This is a genomic window from Escherichia sp. MAL-1 (assembly GCF_052948035.1).
This window is the reverse complement of the sequence record NZ_CM129609.1, coordinates 1639193-1662432: the sequence shown is the minus strand read 5'-3', so window position 1 is coordinate 1662432 and position 23240 is coordinate 1639193. Positions and strand designations below refer to the sequence as shown.

Genomic DNA, 23240 nt, shown 5'->3' with positions numbered 1-23240 from the left:
CCAAGCCGGTTGCCTGATGCGACGCTGGCGCGTCTTATCAGGCCTACACCGCTGTGAAGTGCTCCACCCCGTAGGTTGGATAAGGCGGTTACGCCGCATCCGACATCTAACGCCCGAGCCGGTTGCCTGATAAGACGCTGGCGCGTCTTATCAGCATACGCCACATCCCCGGCATACCATGCCGGATGTGGCACATCATTACAACGCAATATCCGCCACTTCTTTTTGAACGGGTTTCGGTTTCAACTGCGGTTTCGGCGTACTATCTGCTGCCTGCGGCTTGTCGTATTTCAGCCCCAGCACTTCGCTGGTGTACTGCAACTCGCGTTCTGTTGCCGCTACATCACCGTTCAGCTTGCGTCCATAAGACGGAACGATCGCTTTCAACGTAGCCTGCCAATGCGGGCTGGAAACGCGATCGCCAAATACTTTTTCCAGCAGATCCAACATAATCGGCGCGGCAGTTGACGCCCCTGGCGATGCCCCCAGCAGCGCGGCAATGGTCCCTTGCTGGTCACTGACCACTTCAGTACCCAGACGCAGTACGCCACCTTTCTCGGCATCACGCTTGATAATCTGCACGCGCTGCCCCGCTTGCCACAAACGCCAGTCCTCTTTTTTCGCCTGCGGATAGTACTCTTTCAACGCTTCAAAACGATCCTCTTCACTCAACATCACCTGACTCACCAGATATTTCACCAGATCGAAATTATCCAGCCCGACGTGCATCATCGGCATCACGTTAGAGGTGGTGGTGGAACTCATCAGATCCCACAATGAACCGTTTTTGAGGAATTTGGTTGAGAAGGTGGCAAATGGCCCAAACAGCACTACGCGTTTACCGTCCAGAACGCGGGTATCGATATGCGGAACCGACATCGGTGGTGCGCCAACGGATGCTTTACCGTAAACCTTCGCCAGATGGTGATTAACCACGTCCGGGTTTTCCGAAACAAGGAACTGTCCGCCCACCGGGAAACCGGCGTAGTCTTTCGCTTCCGGAATCCCCGATTCCTGTAACAGCTTCAGCGCCGCACCGCCCGCGCCGATAAAGACAAATTTGGCACGAATGTTCTGTGCAGTGCCATTTTTCAGATCGGCAACGGTAACGGTCCAGGTGTTATCGTCATTACGCTTTAGGGCGCGGACTTCGCTGCTGAGTTGCAGCGAGAAGTTAGATTTCTTCTGCAAGGAAGCAATTAACTGGCGGGTGATCTCGCCGTAGTTCACATCGGTACCAATTTCCGTACGCGTGGCTGCCACTTTCTGTTGCGGATCGCGCCCTTCCATCACTAACGGTGCCCACTCTTTGATCTGCGCGTGATCTTCAGAGTAACGCATACCGCGAAACAGCGAGCTTTGTTGCAACGCGGCGTAACGGGCGCGCAGGAAATTAACGTTATCCTCGCCCCAGACAAAGCTCATATGCGGAACGGTATTGATAAATGAACGCGGAGTACGCAGCACGCCGCGCTCGACCTGGTGCGCCCAGAACTGGCGGGATATCTGAAATGCTTCGTTAATGGCGACTGCTTTTTCAATACTGATACTGCCATCGGCGTTTTGCGGGGTGTAGTTCAGTTCCATCAGTGCAGAATGCCCGGTTCCGGCGTTATTCCAGCCGTTCGAACTCTCCTGCGCGACACCCTCCAGGCGCTCCACCATGGTCATCGACCATTCAGGCTCCAGCTCGCGTAAATAGGTCCCCAACGTGGCGCTCATAATGCCGCCGCCAATCAACAGTACATCAGTTTCCTGCTCCTCGGACGCTTTCGCTTTTGCCGCCATCGAAACGGCATTAAGCCCCACGGCCATCGAGAAGAGCATGGCAGTCACTTTTTTCATCTTGTTAATGCCTTACTTTTAGTCGCTTTATTGCAGGTGAGATTTGCGCGGCATCAACGGTAACACTTAAGTAACAACATTTAAATAATGTTTATAAATTATATTCTAATTTTAGAAACATTATAATTTCGTTGATTAATTATAGGGTTATTAGAAATGAAGGGATTTTTAGCATATTGACCTGACGGCAGCAGTCCGCCAGGTCAGCGTCGTAATATTATGCCGTCCGGGCAACGGCATCACGCGAAGCGGCATCGCGCTCTTCGCCCGTCAGCTCTCTAAGTTGCCCGTTGCGCATTTCCAGCAGGCGGTCGGCGTGGATAAAGTAATGATCATCATGACTGATGGCGAAAATAGTTTTACCCATCTCCTGCATCAGCGGCAGCAACACCTGATAAAACTCACGACGGAAGTGTGGATCCTGATCCGCCGCCCATTCATCCAGCAGGATAATATCGCGTTCTTCTGCCAGCGCCAGCAACAGCGCCACGCGTTTTTTCTGCCCTTTTGATAACTTCAGGTTAACAATACGCCCGTTGCTTAACTCAAGCTTATGAGCCATTTTCAGCTGCGCCAGCCACTTCTCAACCAGTTGCGGGTTAGCGGGTTTACCCTCCGGCCCCAGCAGTTGATCAAACAGCCAGACATCGGTAAACACTGCCGAAAACAGTTTGCGATAATCTTCCGGTTGTTCGCCGCTGACAGGTTTGCCATCCAGCAAGATTTCGCCGCTTTGTGGCTGATACAAGCCCGTCAACAACATCGCCAGCGTCGATTTTCCGCTACCGTTGCCGCCAATCAGAAACAGCAGCTCGCCACGTTTGATGGTGAGATTAATCGGACCAACGGAAAACGCGTTATCCTGATAAGCAAACGTCACGTTACGCAGCTCCAGCGTTTGCCAGTTGGGAAACGCCTGCGGGCGCGGAAACTCTGCTTTGAAAGGCGCGAGCGCGAATTTGTTCAGCTTGTTAAACGCCACCTGCGCCGTCAGCAGCGTCGGCAATGCGCCAACCGCCGAAAGCAGCGGCGTACGCAGGAATAAAAGCGTCAACGAATAGGTCGCGGCAACGTTGGTATCAGCCCAACCGAGACTGTTCGCCATCCAGAACACCAGGCCGATTGCGCCCAGCATCATGATGTTTGACCAGTTCACGGCGCTAAGATGGAAGGTGTCTGCGCGGATAATATGGTGGCGATACTCTTGCGCATCGGGGATGTAGAGGTTGTTAAACACATACTCGGCGCGTTCCCGGTTCAGAGTCAGCTCTTTGCGCCCTTCGAGTACAGTTTGAAAATCCGTATACAGCTTGTCTTCGGTTTCACGCAGGGTCGCCATATGTTTGTACACCCGCGCCACCAGTACAAAACCACCCCAGATGGTGATCGCCATCCAGATAGCCGTTACCAGCAACATTTTGCCCGACAGCATCCACAGATACGCCGCGGAACCGATAGTGAGAATGATCCCCTGCACCAGTTCCGGAAGACGCACAAAAGCAATGGTGATATTGCGCACATCGCTGGTTAATCCCGCCAGCAACGAGGCGCTACCGAGTTGTTCAATGCGCTCGACGTGGGTATCCAGAATCCGCTTGATAAATTCACTACGCAGTCGGTAAACGAAGTGATGCCCCAAAGTGGTGAGCGCCAGTTGCGATCCGAGAGTGACTGCCATCAACAGCAGTAATAATCCAAGAAACTCCGGCAACACCAGCAGACTGGTATCCGCCGTTTCGATAAGGCGCTGATTGATAAAAGCAATTAAGCCAATGCCTAATGCCGCACTGGCGAGGCTTAGCGCCATCACACTGATAAATGGCCAGCGATACTGCCGCCAGACAAGTACAAGAAGTTCCATGCAGAAAACCCGGACAATGAATTACAGCCCGCAGTTTAAACATCTTCGCGCGCACAGCAATAATAATTCTTATTTTTATTCTTTTTTACCTGCCTGACGGAATGTCAGGTTGTAGCGGCAGTCGGTGGTGAGTGGATGAAACCCCGCTTTCAACGGTTGAATACCGTGATAAAACAGCCGCGATTCACCGCCCCATACCACCACATCGCCATGTTCCAACAACAAACGTTTGAGCGGATCATTACGTTTCAGGCCACCAAATTGAAAAATCGCGGGTAAGCCCAGAGAAACAGAAACAATTGGCGCGCGCAGATCCGGTTCGTCTTTATCCTGATGCAGCGACAGTTTCGCGCCAGGAGCGTAGCGGTTGATAAGACAAGCATCTGGCTGGAAATCTGGATAGCCCGCCGCCGTAGCCGCACGTTGACATAAATCATGAAAGCTTTGTGGCATGGCGGGCCACGGTTTATTTGTTTGCGGATCAATGGGCGAATAGAGATAACCTTGCCGATGGGTCGTCCAGCCCAGATGCCCACAGTTGGTCATCGCCACCGACATGGTATATCCCCCGGGGGTGACCATCTGGCGAAACGGCGACTGGCTGGCAACGTCATTAATATCGCGGATCAGTTGCTCCGCAGCGTTAAAAGCAAAACGCCGTAAAATTACCGCACCAGCCGCCAGTGGCTCTTGCCACGGTTCAGCATCGGCAAACAGATCCAACATTACCTCTCCTCATTTTCAGCTTCGCGGCGCAGCAGTTGCGCTTTACGCGACACGCCCCAGCGGTAACCGGAAAGTGTGCCATCACCACGGACCACCCGATGACAGGGTATTATGATAGCCAGCTTGTTGGCGGCACAGGCGCTGGCAACGGCCCGTACCGCTTTCGGTTTGCCGATGGCGTTAGCCAGTTGCTGATAACTGACGGTTTCACCGCAAGGTATCGTGCGCAGTGCCTGCCAGACTTGTTGCTGAAAAGCAGTGCCGCGAATGTCCAGCGGTAACGTCAGCGGCGTATCGCGTTGATTGAGGCTGGCGATCACTTCACGCACATGTTGCTGAAACATCAGATCGGCAGGCGCGTTGTCGGCAGCGGGAAACATCTGCTGCAACTCGCTGATTAGTGTCGCGTCATCATCGCCCAGCAATATCGCGCAAATCCCCCGCTCGCTTTCTGCCACCAGGCAACGACCCAGCTCACAATCAGCCAGCGCGTAACGCACCGCCAGATTTTCGCCACCGTGACGGAATTGTTTAGCCGTCATGCCCAGCGTTTCGTCAGCTTTGCGATAGTAACTGCTGCTGTCGGGGAATCCGGCGTTAAGAATAGACGTCGTCACGCTCTCCCCTTTCGCCAGCGATTCGCGCAAACGGCGAGCGCGCCAGGCCTGTTGCCAGGCTTTAGGCGTCATTCCGGTAGTCGCTTTAAACAACCGATGTAGATGAAATGGACTCATCGCCACCTGGTCGGCTAAGGCTTCCAGCGTTACAGGCGTTTCCTGTTCCAGCAGTCGACACGCGTGGGTGATTTTATCCAACCGATGTTGCTGGGCATTGGCTTTTTCTGGCTGACAACGTTTGCAGGGGCGAAAGCCAGCGGCGAGTGCCTCGCTGGCATTTGCGTAGAAGGAGACGTTTTCCCGCAAAGCATGTCTGGCGCGGCAAGACGGACGGCAAAAGATGCCTGTGGTACGCACGGCGAAAACGAATTCGCCGTCGGCATTCGGGTCGCGGGCTAAGACAGATTGCCAGCGTTGATCGTCAGTTAAGCATGTGGCTTTTTTCATAATCAGCTCCCTGGTTAAGGATAGCCTTTAGGCTGCCCGGTCACCATCACGCAAAAACCAACAATCTTGCGCTTTAATTTTTTTCGCTGACAAGGAAGCTTTTAAACTGTGGTGACATCCAGGTTTTAAAGCTATCGCCTTCTTTGGTGATCATATAAACCGCCAGCCCTTCCCGGCGAACAACCTCTTTAGCTTTCTCCGGCCCGAGTACCATCAAGCCAGTATCCCAGGCATCGGCTTCCAGCGCCGTCGGAGCAATCACCGTCACGGATACCAGATTGTGTTCGATGGGACGCCCGGTTTGCGGATCGATAACATGGGAAAGACGTTTGCCGTCCAGTTCGTAATAGTTACGGTAGCTGCCAGAGGTGCTAATCCCATGACCGTTGATATCCACCACAGCCTGAACCGCGTTTTCTTTATCGGTTGGTTTTTGAATCGCTACCCGCCACGGCAGGCCTTCACCGTTCATACCACGGCTGTTCAGCGCGCCGCCCACCGACACCAGATAGCGGGAAATCCCTTCCTGCTCCATCAAGCGTGCCAAATGATCGGCCGCATAGCCTTCGCCGACGGTGGAGAGATCGACATATAAATCCGGCAGGTCTTTTTGCAGATATTGCTGATGCGACTGATTGATGACCGTCAGGTGCTGTAAGCCGGTTTTGGCTTTCATCGCATCGATCTGTTCCTGGCTCGGAATTTGAACCGGCTGTTGTTCCGGGCCAAAGCCCCACAGATTCACCAGCGGCCCGACGGTTATATCCATCGCGCCATCGGTCTTCGCGCCAATGCGCAGCGAGGTGGTGACGATATCGGCCATCGCTTCACTTACCGGCCACGGCGATAAACTTTGCGAATCGTTAAAGCGCATCAGCGCGGAATCTTTTTTATAGGTCGAAAGCAGCTGATCGTCGGCGTCCAGCTGGGTCTGAATCTTTTCTTTAAGTTCGGCACTGCGTTTGGCATCAATGCCCGGGATGCTGGCACGCCAGAAGGTACCCATGGTTTTGCCTTCAAGAACGGTAACTTCAGTAGCGTGGGTTTTGGCGGGTTGTGGTTTTTGATCGCAACCAACAAAAAAGAGCGCGGCAGCCAGCAGTGCCACGCGGGTAAAGCTTATTTCCATACGTGATTATCCTCATGCGAACGGTCGCAAGAGTACACCAAAAAACTGTGTTTGTACGCTGAAAACAATGAAAAAAGGGCCCGCAGGCCCTTTGTTCGATATCCATCGAGATTAGAACTGGTAAACCAGACCCAGAGCTACGATGTTATCAGTGTTGATGCCAGCGTCACGAGTGAACTGGTTGTCGTCCAGCAGGTTGATTTTGTAGTCAACGTAGGTGGACATGTTTTTGTTGAAGTAGTAGGTCGCACCAACATCAACATATTTCAGGATATCTTCGTCGTCGTAGTTACGACCAGCAACGACACCCAGGTTTTTACCTTTAGACTGCAGGTATGCTACAGACGGACGCAGACCGAAGTCGAACTGGTACTGAGCAACAGCTTCGAAGTTCTGTGCTTTGTTCGCCCAACCCAGGGAACCTACGCGAGTTGCGTTGTAGGTCTGGGTGTACTGAGCAGCAAGGTAGATGTTGTTAGCGTCGTATTTCAGACCACCAGTGTAGGTTTCAGCACGGTCGCCGTTACCGATGTAAGCAGCGGTGTTCTGAGCATCAGTACGTTTGGAGCTGGAAACTGCAGCACCGATACCGAAGCCTTCGTAATCATAAGTGATAGAACCGCCGACACCGTCGCCGTTCTGACGCAGAGCGCCACGACCGTTGTTGGTCATGCCTTCGCCGCTTACGCTACCGTTTTTGCCCTGGTACTGAACAGCAAAGTTCAGACCGTCAACCAGACCGAAGAAGTCGGTGTTACGGTAGGTCGCGAAGCCGTTACCACGCTGCTGCATGAAGTTGTCAGAACCGTAGGTGTCGCCACCGAATTCTGGCAGTACGTCGGTCCAGGAAGTTACGTCGTAAACAACGCCGTAGTTACGACCGTAGTCGAAAGAACCTACATCCTGGAATTTCAGACCTGCGAATGCCACACGGGTCCAGGAGTTTTCTTTGTTGTCTTCAGAGGTATTGCCCTGGATCTGATATTCCCACTGGCCGTAACCGGTCAGCTGGTCAGTAACCTGAGTTTCGCCTTTGAAACCAAGACGTACATAGGTCTGGTCGCCGTCTTCTGACTTGTTGTCAGAGAAATAGTGCAGGCCGTCTACTTTACCGTACAGATCTAATTTGTTGCCGTCTTTGTTGTAAACTTCAGCAGCGTTTGCTGCGCCTGCTACCAGCAGAGCTGGGACCAGGAGGGACAGTACTTTAACTTTCATGTTATTAACCCTCTGTTATATGCCTTTATTTGCTTTTTTATGCCACTGCATACTGATTAACCCTCATTAATCAGTCGGCAAGTCCATTCTCCCCAAAAATGCAGAATAATCCAACACGAATATGATACTAAAACTTTTAAGATGTTTCATTTATCGCTATAGATGTTTCAAAATGTAAATGCAAGGGAACTTTTTAAGATTATTGCGGAATGGCGAAATAAGCACCTAACATCAAGCAATAATAATTCAAGGTTAAAATCAATAACTTATTCTTAAGTATTTGACAGCACTGAATGTCAAAACAAAACCTTCACTCGCAACTAGAATAACTCCCGCTATCATCATTAACTTTATTTATTACCGTCATTCATTTCTGAATGTCTGTTTACCCCTATTTCAACCGGATGCCTCGCATCCGGTTTTTTTTACCCTTCTTTACACACTTTTCATTATTCTGTGCTACCACAGAAAAACTATAACGCTTGTTAACTATTTCACAAATAATTAACATCCGCATAATTTCCAGCAATCTTTGTTTATTTGCAATTATTTTTGTTGGGCTTTTTGTAGGTTATTTGTACAGCAAAATGGCGCTTGTACATCTATTTCCCCCAATGCAGGATGATAAATATCACGGGAGAATAGAGAATCATCAATCAGGTAAGAGTCTGGAATTTCACACTGTACCCTTTATACTGCCCTATCACTTCGCGAAGTTTTAACAGGTCATAAACACGAATGCGTCAGAAAGAGACAACGGCCACGACCCGCTTTTCACTCCTACCGGGGAGCATTACCCGCTTCTTTTTACTGTTGATCATTGTGTTACTGGTGACGATGGGTGTAATGGTACAAAGCGCCGTTAACGCCTGGCTGAAAGATAAAAGTTACCAGATTGTCGACATTACCCATGCTATCCAAAAGCGCGTCGATAACTGGCGTTACGTGACCTGGCAGATCTACGACAACATTGCCGCGACGACCTCCCCCTCCTCCGGCGAAGGTTTACAAGAGACGCGCCTGAAACAGGATGTCTACTATCTGGAGAAACCACGCCGCAAAACGGAAGCGTTAATCTTTGGCTCTCACGACAACTCAACGCTTGAGATGACTCAGCGGATGTCCACTTATCTGGATACATTGTGGGGCGCAGAAAATGTACCGTGGTCGATGTATTACCTGAATGGTCAGGATAACAGTCTGGTGCTGATCTCAACCCTACCCCTTAAAGATCTCACCTCCGGATTTAAAGAATCGACCGTCAGCGACATTGTTGATTCACGTCGTGCAGAGATGTTGCAACAGGCCAACGCCCTCGATGAACGCGAAAGCTTTTCTAACATGCGCCGCCTGGCCTGGCAGAACGGTCATTACTTTACATTGCGTACTACCTTTAACCAGCCAGGACATCTGGCAACGGTCGTGGCTTTTGATCTGCCGATTAATGATTTGATCCCACCGGGTATGCCGCTGGACAGTTTCCGCCTTGAGCCAGACGCGACGGCAACGGGAAACAATGATAATGAGAAAGAAGGGACGGATAGCGTCAGTATCCACTTTAACAGTACGAAGATTGAAATCTCCTCGGCACTCAACTCTACCGATATGCGCCTGGTCTGGCAGGTTCCTTATGGCACCTTATTGCTGGATACGTTGCAAAACATTCTGCTGCCACTGCTGCTGAACATCGGTTTGCTGGCGCTGGCGTTATTTGGCTATACCACATTCCGCCATTTCTCCAGCCGCAGTACAGAAAACGTCCCCAGCACGGCGGTCAATAACGAATTGCGCATTTTACGGGCAATCAATGAAGAGATAGTCTCACTGCTGCCGCTCGGCCTGCTGGTTCACGATCAGGAATCGAACCGCACTGTCATAAGTAACAAAATTGCCGATCATTTGCTGCCGCATTTGAATCTGCAAAACATCACCACCATGGCGGAACAGCATCAGGGGATTATTCAGGCGACGATCAATAACGAGCTGTATGAGATCCGCATGTTCCGCAGCCAGGTCGCGCCGCGCACACAAATTTTCATTATTCGCGATCAGGATCGCGAAGTGCTGGTAAACAAGAAACTCAAGCAGGCGCAGCGTCTGTATGAGAAAAACCAGCAGGGGCGGATGACCTTTATGAAAAACATTGGCGATGCGCTGAAAGAACCCGCACAGTCCCTGGCGGAGAGCGCGGCTAAACTCAATGCCCCGGAAAGCAAACAACTGGCGAATCAGGCAGATGTGCTGGTGCGGCTGGTCGATGAAATACAGTTAGCGAACATGCTTGCGGACGATAGCTGGAAAAGTGAGACGGTGCTGTTCTCCGTGCAGGATTTAATTGATGAAGTTGTCCCTTCAGTGTTGCCTGCCATCAAGCGTAAAGGTCTGCAACTGCTGATTAACAATCATCTGAAAGCACACGATATGCGCCGCGGCGATCGCGATGCCTTACGACGTATTTTGCTGCTACTGATGCAATATGCCGTGACCTCAACGCAATTGGGAAAAATCACCCTTGAGGTTGATCAGGATGAGTCCTCCGAAGACCGCCTGACGTTCCGCATTCTGGACACCGGAGAAGGCGTAAGCATTCATGAAATGGATAATTTGCACTTCCCGTTTATCAACCAGACCCAAAACGATCGCTATGGCAAGGCGGACCCGCTGGCATTCTGGCTGAGCGATCAACTGGCACGTAAACTGGGCGGTCATTTAAACATCAAAACGCGGGATGGGCTTGGTACACGCTACTCTGTGCATATCAAAATGCTCGCAGCTGACCCGGAAGTTGAAGAGGAAGAAGAGCGTTTACTGGATGATGTCTGCGTAATGGTGGATGTTACTTCGGCAGAAATTCGGAATATTGTCACTCGCCAGTTAGAAAATTGGGGTGCAACCTGTATCACACCCGATGAAAGATTAATTAGTCAAGATTATGATATCTTTTTAACGGATAATCCGTCTAATCTTACTGCCTCTGGCTTGCTTTTAAGCGATGATGAGTCTGGCGTACGGGAAATTGGGCCTGGTCAATTGTGCGTCAACTTCAATATGAGCAACGCTATGCAGGAAGCGGTCTTACAATTAATTGAAGTGCAACTGGCGCAGGAAGAGGTGACAGAATCGCCTCTGGGCGGAGATGAAAATGCGCAACTCCATGCCAGCGGCTATTATGCGCTCTTTGTAGACACAGTACCGGATGATGTTAAGAGGCTGTATACTGAAGCAGCAACCAGTGACTTTGCTGCGTTAGCCCAAACGGCTCATCGTCTTAAAGGCGTATTTGCCATGCTAAATCTGGTACCCGGCAAGCAGTTATGTGAAACGCTGGAACATCTGATTCGTGAGAAGGATGTTCCAGGAATAGAAAAATACATCAGCGACATTGACAGTTATGTCAAGAGCTTGCTGTAGCAAGGTAGCCTATTACATGAACAATATGAACGTAATTATTGCCGATGACCATCCGATAGTCTTGTTCGGTATTCGCAAATCACTTGAGCAAATTGAGTGGGTGAATGTTGTCGGCGAATTTGAAGACTCTACAGCACTGATCAACAACCTGCCGAAACTGGATGCGCATGTGTTGATTACCGATCTCTCCATGCCTGGCGATAAGTACGGCGATGGCATTACCTTAATCAAGTACATCAAGCGCCATTTCCCAAGCCTGTCGATTATTGTTCTGACCATGAACAACAACCCGGCGATTCTTAGTGCGGTATTGGATCTGGATATCGAAGGGATCGTGCTGAAACAAGGTGCACCGACCGATCTGCCGAAAGCTCTCGCCGCGCTGCAGAAAGGGAAGAAATTTACCCCGGAAAGCGTTTCTCGCCTGTTGGAAAAAATCAGTGCTGGTGGTTACGGTGACAAGCGTCTCTCGCCAAAAGAGAGTGAAGTTCTGCGCCTGTTTGCGGAAGGCTTCCTGGTGACCGAGATCGCTAAAAAGCTGAACCGCAGTATTAAAACCATCAGTAGCCAGAAGAAATCTGCGATGATGAAGCTGGGTGTCGAGAACGATATCGCCCTGCTGAATTATCTCTCTTCTGTGACCTTAAGTCCGGCAGATAAAGACTAATCATCTGTAGGCCAGATAAGACGCGTTAGTGTCTTATCTGGCATTTGCACCGATTGCCGGATGCAGCGTAAACGCCTTATCCGGCCTACGATTCCCATTATTTCAACAGATTACATTAAAGTAGGCCAGATAAGACGCGTCAGCGTCGCATCTGGCATTTGCACTGAATGCCAGATGCGGCATAAACACCTTATCCGTCCTACGATTCCCGCGATTTCCTGACCCTCTCGGCATATACCGTCAGCGTCTGTTTTATCACATCCAGCGTTACCGGCTTCGACAGGCAGCTGTCCATACCGGACTCCAGACACCGCTGCTTCTCTTCAGCCAACGCATTAGCAGTTACTCCGATTACCGGCAACGTCAGTCCCAACTGACGAATGCGTTGCGTCAAGCGGTAACCATCCATATTTGGCATGTTGACGTCGCTAAGCACGATATCAATATGATTCTTGCTAAGTACATTAAGCGCATCGACACCATCATTCGCGGTTTTACATTGATAGCCCAACGATCCCAACTGATCTGCCAGCAGACGTCGGTTAATCGGATGATCATCCACGACCAGAATCATCATATCGTCATTATCGCTGACCGCTTTGTCCGTCGACGGCAGAGCGTTAGCAGGATCGTCGCTCTCCATCTCGATCAAATAAATACGCGCCAACAATGCCGGTAGCTCATGCGGGGCAGCCACACTGTGTACCCACTCCCCTGGCGCTTTCTCCAGCGGAATACCAATATGGCGACGACAGAAGGTCACTACCGCTCTACCCTGCCATTTTTTACTCACTACCTCGTCAGTAATTAACACATCTTCGGGAGTCGGTTCCTGCCCTTCGTATGTTGTAACGACGATGCCGCTGCGCTGCAAACTGGTTTCCAGGAACTGACAGAGCGACGCATTGCGGACCGACAGCCAGCAGCGTTTACCACTCAACCCTTCCACGCCTTTTTTCTGCGGGTACTGAGCGCCGTACAACGGAATACGCACGGTAAACTGGCTGCCCATTCCCGGTTCTGAATCTACCGAGATATCGCCGTCCATCATGCTGATCAGTTTTTCACAAATCGCCAGACCCAGACCGGTCCCCTGGAAGTTTCGCTGTACGCCCGTTCCGACCTGGAAGAAGGGATCAAACAAGCGCACCACTTCTTTCGCCGGAATCCCCACGCCGGTATCGCGAACACGGATAGAGAGATAATCGCCATCAGCGCGGACATGCAAAACTATACAGCCGGTATCGGTGAATTTTATGGCGTTACTCAACAGGTTGGAGATGACCTGCTGTAAACGCATCGGGTCGCCATTTAAGGCCACTGGCACATCCGGTTCAATAAAGCAGTACAAGCCTAACTGCTTGCGTACCACCAGCGGTAAATAGTTGGCGGTGATGTGGTTCATCACTTCACGCGGTGAAAACTCACGCGGTTCGATCTTCAACTGTTCCGATTCAATCTTCGAGAAATCGAGAATATCGCTGATAATTTTCAACAACAGGCTGGAAGAGTTGTTCATTGCCGTCACCAGCCGATCGACGCCTTTCGGTAACTCTTTGGTTTGCAACAGATCCAGGTTACCGATAATGCCATACAGCGGCGTTCGCAGCTCATGACTGACGGTGGCAAGGAACATCGATTTTGACTGGCTCGCCTGTTCCGCTGCTTGTGCCATCTCCTGCAACGACTCTTCCATCTTCACGCGCGAAGAAACATCCACCAGCACACAAATGGCCACGTTTTCATTACGATAGCGCGAATGGACGAAGCTGATTTGCAGATTGGTATTGTTGCTGGTCAGGACATCAACAAAATTGACCTGCTGCCCACAGATAATTTGCGTCAGTCGTTGGCGGTCCTCATGCGTAAGCATATTGAGATAGGTATGCGCCAGTTCGTTACTTAAAATATTGACGCCATCAGCGGTACGCAAAATGCAGATACCCACTGGCGCGGAGGCGACAATCTTGCGATTGAACTGCTCATGTTCTTCCAGTCGCAGGGCGTCGCTTTCCGCCGGAATGAAAATACGTCGCTCGTACATCCGTGCGAGAGTAAACAATGCAGCTCCGGCAAGCACATTCAGCAAAATTGCGTTAAGGATCAACATGCGAATGCGTTCCAGCACCTTATCAACCGGCACCGAATACACGATGCTTAGCGATGAGGGTGGCAGATTTTTCTTCAGCACCAGCTCCCGGAACCCTTCCGTATAGCCAAACCAGGAGCGTTCCTGCATCCAGCGAGGATCGCCCTTAATTTTACTTTCTGGTCCGGTAAGCGAAATCAGGGTATGACCATTTTCATCAAGAATGGTAACCCCCATCGGCAACGTACCCGGTAAGAAAAAGTTTTCCATCCGGATGGTCTGCTCGACACCCAAAAGCGCCTGCAACCGGTTCGCCAGATAAACTGGCGTCAACGCGTAAAAATACCCGACGCCAGGGCGCGGACCTTCGCTGATCCAGTAGAGGTTACTGCCGCTATCATCTTGTGGTGCATTTCGATATTTATTGATGCGTTCATGCAAAGCTTTCAACGCGGTATCGCGTTCCACTGGCATATCACGCAGACCGAAATTGGCCATGCAGAGGTTATCACTGCCGATTAAAAATACCCGGTTGAGATCGTAAGCCGCAGAAAAATTATCGCGCCAGTAGCGCATAAACCACGCCAATGACTCCAGAGAACCTCGCCAGGTGTTACTCATCGCGGAACAATCGGAGTCGGCAAACAGCGGTTCAAACGCAGGCACATCCGCCTGCGTTTCTCGTCCACGCGGGGAAAGCACACCGTTCTCTGCCGATAAGCGATTTTCGGCGATGTACTTCAGCTCTTTCATCACATCAGAGGTGCGTTGAATAAAGCGCTGAGCCTGATCGGAACTCAGATTAAATTCCTGACGAATTTCCGATTCTCGCTGATGTAACGCATTAACGATGTAAAAAACGGATGAAAAAGCAATCAACAGCCAGAGCACTAACGCCAATGCTCTGAACATGTAGCGCGAGGCTTTCAGGGTTGTACGAAAAGAAGCAAGGTATTTCAAAGGGGCGAAGCTCCGCCTCAGGTGACCGATGGAGTGTGGTTAAGGTAGCGGTAAAAGCGTGTTACCGCAATGTTCTCTCTTCTCTGGAATATGATACACCGCCGAGAAATCATCACCTTAACCTCTGATAATCGTCATATACCGGACAAGACTAGTGGATTTCAGCATGCATTATATGAAGTGGATTTATCCACGCCGCTTACGCAATCAAATGATCCTGATGGCAATCCTGATGGTCATTGTCCCAACGCTTACTATTGGTTATATCGTAGAAACGGAAGGACGTTCAGCAGTCTTATCTGAAAAAGAGAAAAAACTTTCTGCCGTGGTCAACCTGCTTAATCAGGCGCTAGGCAATCGCTACGATCTCTACATCGACTTACCGCGTGAGGAGCGTATCCGCGCATTAAATGCAGAACTTGCCCCCATTACCGAAAATATCACTCACGCCTTCCCTGGCATCGGCGCTGGTTATTACAACAAAACGCTGGATGCGATAATCACCTACGCGCCTTCAGCGCTATATCAGAATAATGTCGGCGTTACCATTGCCGCAGATCACCCAGGTCGCGAAGTCATGCGTACAAATACCCCTTTGGTTTATTCAGGCAGGCAGGTGCGCGGCGATATTTTGAATTCAATGATCCCCATTGAGCGTAATGGTGAAATCCTCGGCTATATCTGGGCCAATGAATTAACCGAAGATATTCGCCGCCAGGCCTGGAAAATGGATGTGAGGATTATCATTGTGCTCACCGCCGGTTTGCTGATAAGCCTGCTGTTGATTGTCCTTTTCTCCCGTCGCCTGAGCGCCAATATTGATATCATCACCGATGGCCTCTCGACTCTGGCACAAAATATTCCCACTCGATTACCACAATTGCCCGGTGAAATGGGGCAAATCAGTCAGAGTGTTAATAACCTCGCCCAGGCACTGCGTGAAACGCGGACACTTAACGATCTGATTATTGAAAACGCTGCCGATGGCGTCATTGCCATTGACCGCCAGGGTGATGTAACCACCATGAACCCAGCAGCAGAAGTTATCACTGGCTATCAACGCCATGAACTGGTAGGGCAGCCTTACTCCATGTTGTTCGACAATACTCAGTTCTACAGTCCAGTACTGGATACGCTGGAACATGGCACCGAACATGTGGCGCTGGAGATCAGTTTTCCAGGTCGTGACCGCACCATTGAACTCAGTGTCACTACCAGTCGTATTCATAACACGCACGGTGAAATGATAGGTGCTTTGGTGATTTTCTCTGATTTAACTGCCCGCAAAGAAACCCAGCGCCGCATGGCGCAAGCAGAACGCCTCGCCACACTGGGTGAGCTGATGGCTGGCGTCGCGCATGAAGTACGTAATCCGTTAACGGCTATTCGTGGTTATGTACAGATCTTGCGCCAACAAACCAGTGACCCAATACATCAGGAATATCTGTCCGTAGTACTCAAAGAAATCGATTCAATTAACAAAGTTATTCAGCAATTGCTCGAATTTTCACGTCCACGCCACAGTCAATGGCAACAAGTCAGCCTCAATGCATTGGTTGAAGAAACTCTGGTACTGGTACAAACCGCCGGCGTACAAGCGCGGGTCGACTTCATAAGCGAACTGGATAATGAATTAAGCCCGATTAACGCCGATCGTGAACTGCTCAAACAGGTACTACTGAATATCCTGATCAATGCCGTCCAGGCTATCAGCGCACGAGGGAAAATTCGCATTCAAACCTGGCAATACAGCGACTCACAACAGGCCATTTCGATAGAGGACAACGGCTGTGGCATTGATCTCTCGCTGCAAAAAAAGATCTTCGATCCCTTTTTCACCACCAAAGCCTCAGGAACCGGGCTTGGTCTGGCGTTAAGTCAACGCATCATTAATGCCCATCAGGGTGATATTCGCGTCGCCAGTTTGCCGGGCTACGGCGCAACCTTCACGCTTATTTTACCGATCAACCCGCAGGGAAATCAGACTGTATGACTGCTATTAATCGCATCCTTATTGTGGATGATGAAGATAATGTTCGCCGTATGCTGAGCACCGCTTTTGCACTACAAGGATTCGAAACACATTGTGCGAACAACGGACGCACAGCATTACACCTGTTTGCCGATATTCACCCTGATGTGGTGTTGATGGATATCCGCATGCCAGAGATGGACGGCATCAAGGCACTAAAGGAGATGCGCAGCCATGAGACCCGGACACCCGTTATTCTGATGACGGCCTATGCGGAAGTGGAAACCGCCGTCGAAGCGCTACGCTGCGGAGCCTTCGACTATGTTATTAAACCGTTTGATCTCGATGAGTTGAATTTAATCGTTCAGCGCGCTTTACAACTCCAGTCAATGAAAAAAGAGATCCGTCATCTGCACCAGGCACTGAGCACCAGCTGGCAATGGGGGCACATTCTCACCAACAGCCCGGCGATGATGGACATCTGCAAAGACACCGCCAAAATTGCCCTTTCTCAGGCCAGCGTCTTGATTAGCGGTGAAAGCGGCACCGGGAAAGAGTTGATTGCCAGAGCGATTCACTACAATTCGCGGCGGCAAAGGGGCCGTTCATTAAAGTCAACTGCGCGGCGCTGCCGGAATCGTTGCTCGAAAGTGAACTGTTTGGTCATGAAAAAGGTGCATTTACTGGTGCACAAACCTTGCGTCAGGGATTATTTGAACGAGCCAACGAAGGTACTCTGCTCCTCGACGAAATTGGCGAAATGCCGCTGGTACTACAAGCCAAATTACTACGCATTCTACAGGAACGGGAATTTGAACGGATTGGCGGCCATCAGACCATAAAAGTTGATATCCGCATCATTGCTGCCACCAACCGCGACTTGCAGGCAATGGTAAAAGAAGGCACCTTCCGTGAAGATCTCTTTTATCGCCTTAACGTTATTCATTTAATACTGCCGCCTCTGCGCGATCGCCGGGAAGATATTTCCCTGTTAGCTAATCACTTTTTGCAAAAATTCAGTAGTGAGAATCAGCGCGATATTATCGACATCGATCCGATGGCAATGTCACTGCTTACCGCCTGGTCATGGCCGGGAAATATTCGAGAGCTTTCCAACGTTATTGAACGCGCCGTCGTGATGAATTCAGGCCCGATCATTTTTTCTGAGGATCTTCCGCCACAGATTCGTCAGCCAGTCTGTAATGCTGGCGAGGTAAAAACAGCCCCTGTCGGTGAGCGTAATTTAAAAGAGGAAATTAAACGCGTCGAAAAACGCATCATTATGGAAGTGCTGGAACAACAAGAAGGAAACCGAACCCGCACTGCTTTAATGCTGGGCATCAGTCGCCGTGCATTGATGTATAAACTCCAGGAATACGGTATCGATCCGGCGGATGTATAACACCAAAACTTGCTATGCAGAAATTTGCACAGTGCGCAATTTTCTGCATAGCCGCTCATTCTCCTTATAAATCCCCATCCAATTTATCCCTTCATATTCAATTAGTTGAATAACTAAATCCAATAATCTCATTCTGGCACTCCCCTTGCTATTGCCTGACTGTACCCACAACGGTGTATGCAAGAGGGATAAAAAATGAAAACAAAATTGATGACATTACAAGACGCCACCGGCTTCTTTCGTGACGGCATGACCATCATGGTGGGCGGATTTATGGGGATTGGCACTCCATCCCGCCTGGTTGAAGCATTACTGGAATCTGGTGTTCGCGACCTGACATTGATAGCCAATGATACCGCGTTTGTTGATACCGGCATCGGTCCGCTCATCGTCAATGGTCGAGTCCGCAAAGTGATTGCTTCACATATCGGCACCAACCCGGAAACAGGTCGGCGCATGATATCTGGTGAGATGGACGTCGTTCTGGTGCCGCAAGGTACGCTAATCGAGCAAATTCGCTGTGGTGGAGCTGGACTTGGTGGTTTTCTCACCCCAACGGGTGTCGGCACCGTCGTAGAGGAAGGCAAACAGACACTGACACTCGACGGTAAAACCTGGCTGCTCGAACGCCCACTGCGCGCCGACCTGGCGCTAATTCGCGCTCATCGTTGCGACACACTTGGCAACCTGACCTATCAACTTAGCGCCCGCAACTTTAACCCCCTGATAGCCCTTGCGGCTGATATCACGCTGGTAGAGCCAGATGAACTGGTCGAAACCGGCGAGCTGCAACCTGACCATATTGTCACCCCTGGTGCCGTTATCGACCACATCATCGTTTCACAGGAGAGCAAATAATGGATGCGAAACAACGTATTGCGCGCCGTGTGGCGCAAGAGCTTCGTGATGGTGACATCGTTAACTTAGGGATCGGTTTACCCACAATGGTCGCCAATTATTTACCGGAGGGTATTCATATCACTCTGCAATCGGAAAACGGCTTCCTCGGTTTAGGCCCGGTCACGACAGCGCATCCAGATCTGGTGAACGCTGGCGGGCAACCGTGCGGTGTTTTACCCGGTGCAGCCATGTTTGATAGCGCCATGTCATTTGCGCTAATCCGTGGCGGTCATATTGATGCCTGCGTGCTCGGCGGTTTGCAAGTAGACGAAGAAGCAAACCTCGCGAACTGGGTAGTGCCTGGGAAAATGGTGCCCGGTATGGGTGGCGCGATGGATCTGGTGACCGGGTCGCGCAAAGTGATCATCGCCATGGAACATTGCGCCAAAGATGGTTCAGCAAAAATTTTGCGCCGCTGCACCATGCCACTCACTGCGCAACATGCGGTGCATATGCTGGTTACTGAACTGGCTGTCTTTCGTTTTATTGACGGCAAAATGTGGCTCACCGAAATTGCCGACGGGTGTGATTTAGCCACCGTGCGTGCCAAAACAGAAGCTCGGTTTGAAGTCGCCGCCGATCTGAATACGCAACGGGGTGATTTATGATTGGTCGCATATCGCGTTTTATGACGCGTTTTGTCAGCCGGTGGCTTCCCGATCCACTGATCTTTGCCATGTTGCTGACATTGCTAACATTCGTGATCGCGCTTTGGTTAACACCACAAACGCCGATCAGCATGGTGAAAATGTGGGGTGACGGTTTCTGGAACTTGCTGGCGTTTGGTATGCAGATGGCGCTTATCATCGTTACCGGTCATGCCCTTGCCAGCTCTGCTCCGGTGAAAAGTTTGCTGCGTACTGCCGCCTCCGCCGCAAAGACGCCCGTACAGGGCGTCATGCTGGTCACTTTCTTCGGTTCAGTCGCTTGTGTCATCAACTGGGGATTTGGTTTGGTTGTCGGCGCAATGTTTGCCCGTGAAGTCGCCCGGCGAGTCCCCGGTTCTGATTATCCGTTGCTCATTGCCTGCGCCTACATTGGTTTTCTCACCTGGGGTGGCGGCTTCTCTGGATCAATGCCTCTGTTGGCTGCAACACCGGGCAACCCGGTTGAGCATATCGCCGGGCTGATCCCGGTGGGCGATACTCTGTTCAGTGGTTTTAACATTTTCATCACTGTGGCGTTGATTGTGGTGATGCCATTTATCACCCGCATGATGATGCTAAAACCGTCTGACGTGGTGAGTATCGATCCAAAACTACTCATGGAAGAGGCTGATTTTCAAAAGCAGCTACCGAAAGATGCTCCACCGTCCGAGCGACTGGAAGAAAGCCGCATTCTGACGTTGATCATCGGCGCACTCGGTATCGCTTACCTGGCGATGTACTTCAGCGAACATGGCTTCAACATCACCATCAATACCGTCAACCTGATGTTTATGATTGCGGGTCTGCTGCTACATAAAACGCCAATGGCTTATATGCGTGCTATCAGCGCGGCAGCACGCAGTACCGCCGGTATTCTGGTGCAATTCCCCTTCTACGCTGGGATCCAACTGATGATGGAGCATTCCGGTCTGGGCGGACTCATTACCGAATTCTTCATCAATGTTGCAAACAAAGACACCTTCCCGGTAATGACCTTTTTTAGTTCTGCACTGATTAACTTCGCCGTTCCGTCTGGCGGCGGTCACTGGGTTATTCAGGGACCTTTCGTGATACCCGCAGCCCAGGCGCTGGGCGCTGATCTCGGTAAATCGGTAATGGCGATCGCCTACGGCGAGCAATGGATGAACATGGCACAACCATTCTGGGCACTGCCAGCACTGGCAATCGCCGGACTCGGTGTCCGCGACATCATGGGCTACTGCATCACTGCCCTGCTCTTCTCCGGTGTCATTTTCGTCATTGGTTTAACGCTGTTCTGACGGCAACCCTACAAACAGAAGGAATATAAAATGAAAAATTGTGTCATCGTCAGTGCGGTACGTACTGCTATCGGTAGTTTTAACGGTTCACTCGCTTCCACCAGCGCCATCGACCTGGGGGCGACAGTAATTAAAGCCGCCATTGAACGTGCAAAAATCGATTCACAACACGTTGATGAAGTGATTATGGGTAACGTGTTGCAAGCCGGGCTGGGGCAAAATCCGGCGCGTCAGGCACTGTTAAAAAGCGGGCTGGCAGAAACGGTGTGCGGATTCACGGTCAATAAAGTATGTGGTTCGGGTCTTAAAAGTGTGGCGCTTGCCGCCCAGGCAATTCAGGCAGGTCAGGCGCAAAGCATTGTGGCGGGGGGTATGGAAAATATGAGTTTAGCGCCCTACTTACTCGATGCAAAAGCACGCTCTGGTTATCGTCTTGGAGACGGACAGGTTTATGACGTAATCCTGCGCGATGGTCTGATGTGCGCCACCCATGGTTATCATATGGGGATTACCGCCGAGAACGTGGCCAAAGAGTACGGAATTACCCGAGAAATGCAGGATGAACTGGCGCTACATTCACAGCGTAAAGCGGCAGCCGCAATTGAGTCCGGTGCTTTTACAGCCGAAATCGTCCCGGTAAATGTTGTCACTCGGAAGAAAACCTTCGTCTTCAGTCAAGACGAATTCCCGAAAGCGGATTCTACGACTGAAGCGTTAGGCGCATTGCGCCCGGCCTTCGATAAAGCAGGAACAGTTACCGCCGGGAACGCGTCTGGTATTAACGACGGTGCTGCCGCTCTGGTGATTATGGAAGAATCTGCGGCGCTGGCAGCAGGCCTTACCCCCCTGGCTCGCATTAAAAGTTATGCCAGCGGTGGCGTGCCCCCCGCATTGATGGGTATGGGGCCAGTACCTGCCACGCAAAAAGCGTTACAACTGGCGGGGCTGCAACTGGCGGATATTGATCTCATTGAGGCTAATGAAGCATTTGCTGCACAGTTCCTTGCCGTTGGGAAAAACCTGGGCTTTGATTCTGAGAAAGTGAATGTCAACGGCGGGGCCATCGCGCTCGGGCATCCTATCGGTGCCAGTGGTGCTCGTATTCTGGTCACACTATTACATGCCATGCAGGCACGCGATAAAACGCTGGGGCTGGCAACACTGTGCATTGGCGGCGGCCAGGGAATTGCGATGGTGATTGAACGGTTGAATTAATCAATAAAAACACCCGATAGCGAAAGTTATCGGGTGTTTTCTTGAACATCGACGGCGAAGGTAACCCCATTAATCACCAGTCAAAACTTTTCACCAGCGTCAGCTCGCCAGCATTACGCATCGGTACAATAAATGTTTCCTGTTTCTCATTGACCGATCCTTCATCGGTGATCAGCGTCAGTTGGGCGGTGGTTAATTCCGTTTCGCTGCGCCCACCATAGTAGTTGATATACACCTGATAGCGCCCGTGAATTGGCGCGGGCATGGCGAAAATCTCGGGTCCGTACCCCGTCGTGACATCCATATCCAGTGCACCACTGTTTTTCAGCACGGTGTTACCGTACCAGGCGTGTTCGCCATCGGGCGTAACAACGTGAAGGTCGAGGTCGGTATTGTCCGTATCCCACGAGAGAACCAGCCGTAAACGTGCACGAATCGTTCCTGTACCCGGCGTTGAGTAAAACTGCATTTTTTGTCGGCTTTGCCCATCCGGGCTGATGACCTGCACGCTGTTGCTGCCTTCAGTGAAAATATAAGGGCGTGCAAATGAACCATCGGATTCAATTCTCTGCGGCATACTGGCACCGTTGACCACCAGCCGGCCCTGCTGAACTTTACCCGCCGCAGCATAATTCTTTATTTTGCCGCGGATCTGCGCTGAGATATTTTGATCATCTGCCATGTTGACGGACGACGCCGGGTAATTGATCGATTGTGAAAAACTGGCATCTTCGCCCTCTGCCGGATGCCAGCCTGAGAGCGGTGCATCAATCTCGACTTCCTGCACACCTTCACTGTGAGCGACAGGCGAAAGCGCCACCAGTAACAACGGAAGAAAAATCTTTCGCATAGCA

The 23240-nt window shown here is 50.8% G+C and carries 15 protein-coding genes and 1 pseudogene; 8 read left to right on the top strand and 8 right to left on the bottom strand.

Features of this window, described 5'->3' with window-relative positions; translation table 11 throughout:
- Positions 1–198: 198 nt before the first annotated feature.
- From mqo to ompC, 6 genes are all read right to left on the bottom strand, one after another.
- On the bottom strand, positions 199–1845 hold the full coding sequence (gene mqo, locus ACU8XX_RS08020; protein WP_000758069.1) for a malate dehydrogenase (quinone): 1647 nt from the start codon (positions 1843–1845) through the stop codon (positions 199–201).
- Positions 1846–2062: 217 nt separating this feature from the next.
- Positions 2063–3706 (bottom strand): microcin J25 efflux ABC transporter YojI, encoded by a 1644-nt coding sequence (gene yojI / locus ACU8XX_RS08015; protein ID WP_000422181.1) that lies wholly within the window; start codon positions 3704–3706, stop codon positions 2063–2065.
- A 75-nt stretch (positions 3707–3781) separates the two neighbouring features.
- Positions 3782–4432: a DNA oxidative demethylase AlkB gene (gene alkB / locus ACU8XX_RS08010; RefSeq protein WP_000884957.1), complete on the bottom strand. Its 651-nt coding sequence runs from the start codon at positions 4430–4432 to the stop codon at positions 3782–3784.
- Positions 4432–5496 (bottom strand): bifunctional DNA-binding transcriptional regulator/O6-methylguanine-DNA methyltransferase Ada, encoded by a 1065-nt coding sequence (gene ada, locus ACU8XX_RS08005; RefSeq protein WP_000710375.1) that lies wholly within the window; start codon positions 5494–5496, stop codon positions 4432–4434. The genes alkB and ada overlap by 1 nt, the downstream gene beginning before the upstream one ends.
- Positions 5497–5569: 73 nt before the next feature.
- Entirely contained in the window at positions 5570–6625 is a 1056-nt protein-coding gene (apbE, locus tag ACU8XX_RS08000; protein WP_000406064.1) for an FAD:protein FMN transferase ApbE, read from the bottom strand.
- A gap of 111 nt (positions 6626–6736) precedes the next feature.
- On the bottom strand, positions 6737–7843 hold the full coding sequence (gene ompC, locus ACU8XX_RS07995) for a porin OmpC (protein WP_000865597.1): 1107 nt from the start codon (positions 7841–7843) through the stop codon (positions 6737–6739).
- Between the two features lie 738 nt (positions 7844–8581).
- Here ompC and rcsD point away from each other — a divergent pair.
- Both rcsD and rcsB read left to right on the top strand, forming a co-directional pair.
- Complete coding sequence (gene rcsD, locus ACU8XX_RS07990; protein WP_001249083.1) at positions 8582–11254, top strand: phosphotransferase RcsD; 2673 nt, start codon at positions 8582–8584, stop codon at positions 11252–11254.
- Positions 11255–11270: 16 nt separating this feature from the next.
- Complete coding sequence (gene rcsB / locus ACU8XX_RS07985) at positions 11271–11921, top strand: response regulator transcription factor RcsB (protein ID WP_001061917.1); 651 nt, start codon at positions 11271–11273, stop codon at positions 11919–11921.
- 199 nt (positions 11922–12120) lie between these two features.
- On the opposite strand, the gene rcsC is transcribed toward rcsB, so the two are convergent.
- Positions 12121–14970: a two-component system sensor histidine kinase RcsC gene (gene rcsC / locus ACU8XX_RS07980; protein WP_000876026.1), complete on the bottom strand. Its 2850-nt coding sequence runs from the start codon at positions 14968–14970 to the stop codon at positions 12121–12123.
- 166 nt (positions 14971–15136) lie between these two features.
- Between rcsC and atoS the strand changes: the two genes are divergently transcribed.
- The 6 genes and pseudogenes from atoS to atoB all read left to right on the top strand — a co-directional run bounded on the left by atoS (position 15137) and on the right by atoB (position 22386).
- The gene (gene atoS / locus ACU8XX_RS07975; RefSeq protein ID WP_000559135.1) at positions 15137–16963 is read left to right on the top strand and encodes a two-component system sensor histidine kinase AtoS; all 1827 of its coding nucleotides are present in this window, start codon (positions 15137–15139) and stop codon (positions 16961–16963) included.
- Positions 16960–18344, top strand: a pseudogene (gene atoC / locus ACU8XX_RS07970) (acetoacetate metabolism transcriptional regulator AtoC). Before atoS ends, atoC begins: the two are co-directional and overlap by 4 nt.
- Positions 18345–18539: 195 nt before the next feature.
- Positions 18540–19202: an acetate CoA-transferase subunit alpha gene (gene atoD, locus ACU8XX_RS07965; RefSeq protein ID WP_000850540.1), complete on the top strand. Its 663-nt coding sequence runs from the start codon at positions 18540–18542 to the stop codon at positions 19200–19202.
- Entirely contained in the window at positions 19202–19852 is a 651-nt protein-coding gene (atoA, locus tag ACU8XX_RS07960; protein ID WP_000339065.1) for an acetate CoA-transferase subunit beta, read from the top strand. The genes atoD and atoA overlap by 1 nt, the downstream gene beginning before the upstream one ends.
- Positions 19849–21171, top strand: a complete 1323-nt coding sequence (locus tag ACU8XX_RS07955; protein WP_016242277.1) for a TIGR00366 family protein — start codon at positions 19849–19851, stop codon at positions 21169–21171. Before atoA ends, ACU8XX_RS07955 begins: the two co-directional genes overlap by 4 nt.
- Positions 21172–21201: 30 nt before the next feature.
- Positions 21202–22386 (top strand): acetyl-CoA acetyltransferase, encoded by a 1185-nt coding sequence (gene atoB, locus ACU8XX_RS07950; RefSeq protein WP_000786544.1) that lies wholly within the window; start codon positions 21202–21204, stop codon positions 22384–22386.
- A 73-nt stretch (positions 22387–22459) separates the two neighbouring features.
- On the opposite strand, the gene ACU8XX_RS07945 is transcribed toward atoB, so the two are convergent.
- A complete protein-coding gene (locus tag ACU8XX_RS07945) occupies positions 22460–23236 on the bottom strand; it encodes a YfaP family protein (RefSeq protein ID WP_001225852.1) in 777 nt (258 codons plus the stop codon).
- Between the last annotated feature and the right edge of the window lie 4 nt (positions 23237–23240).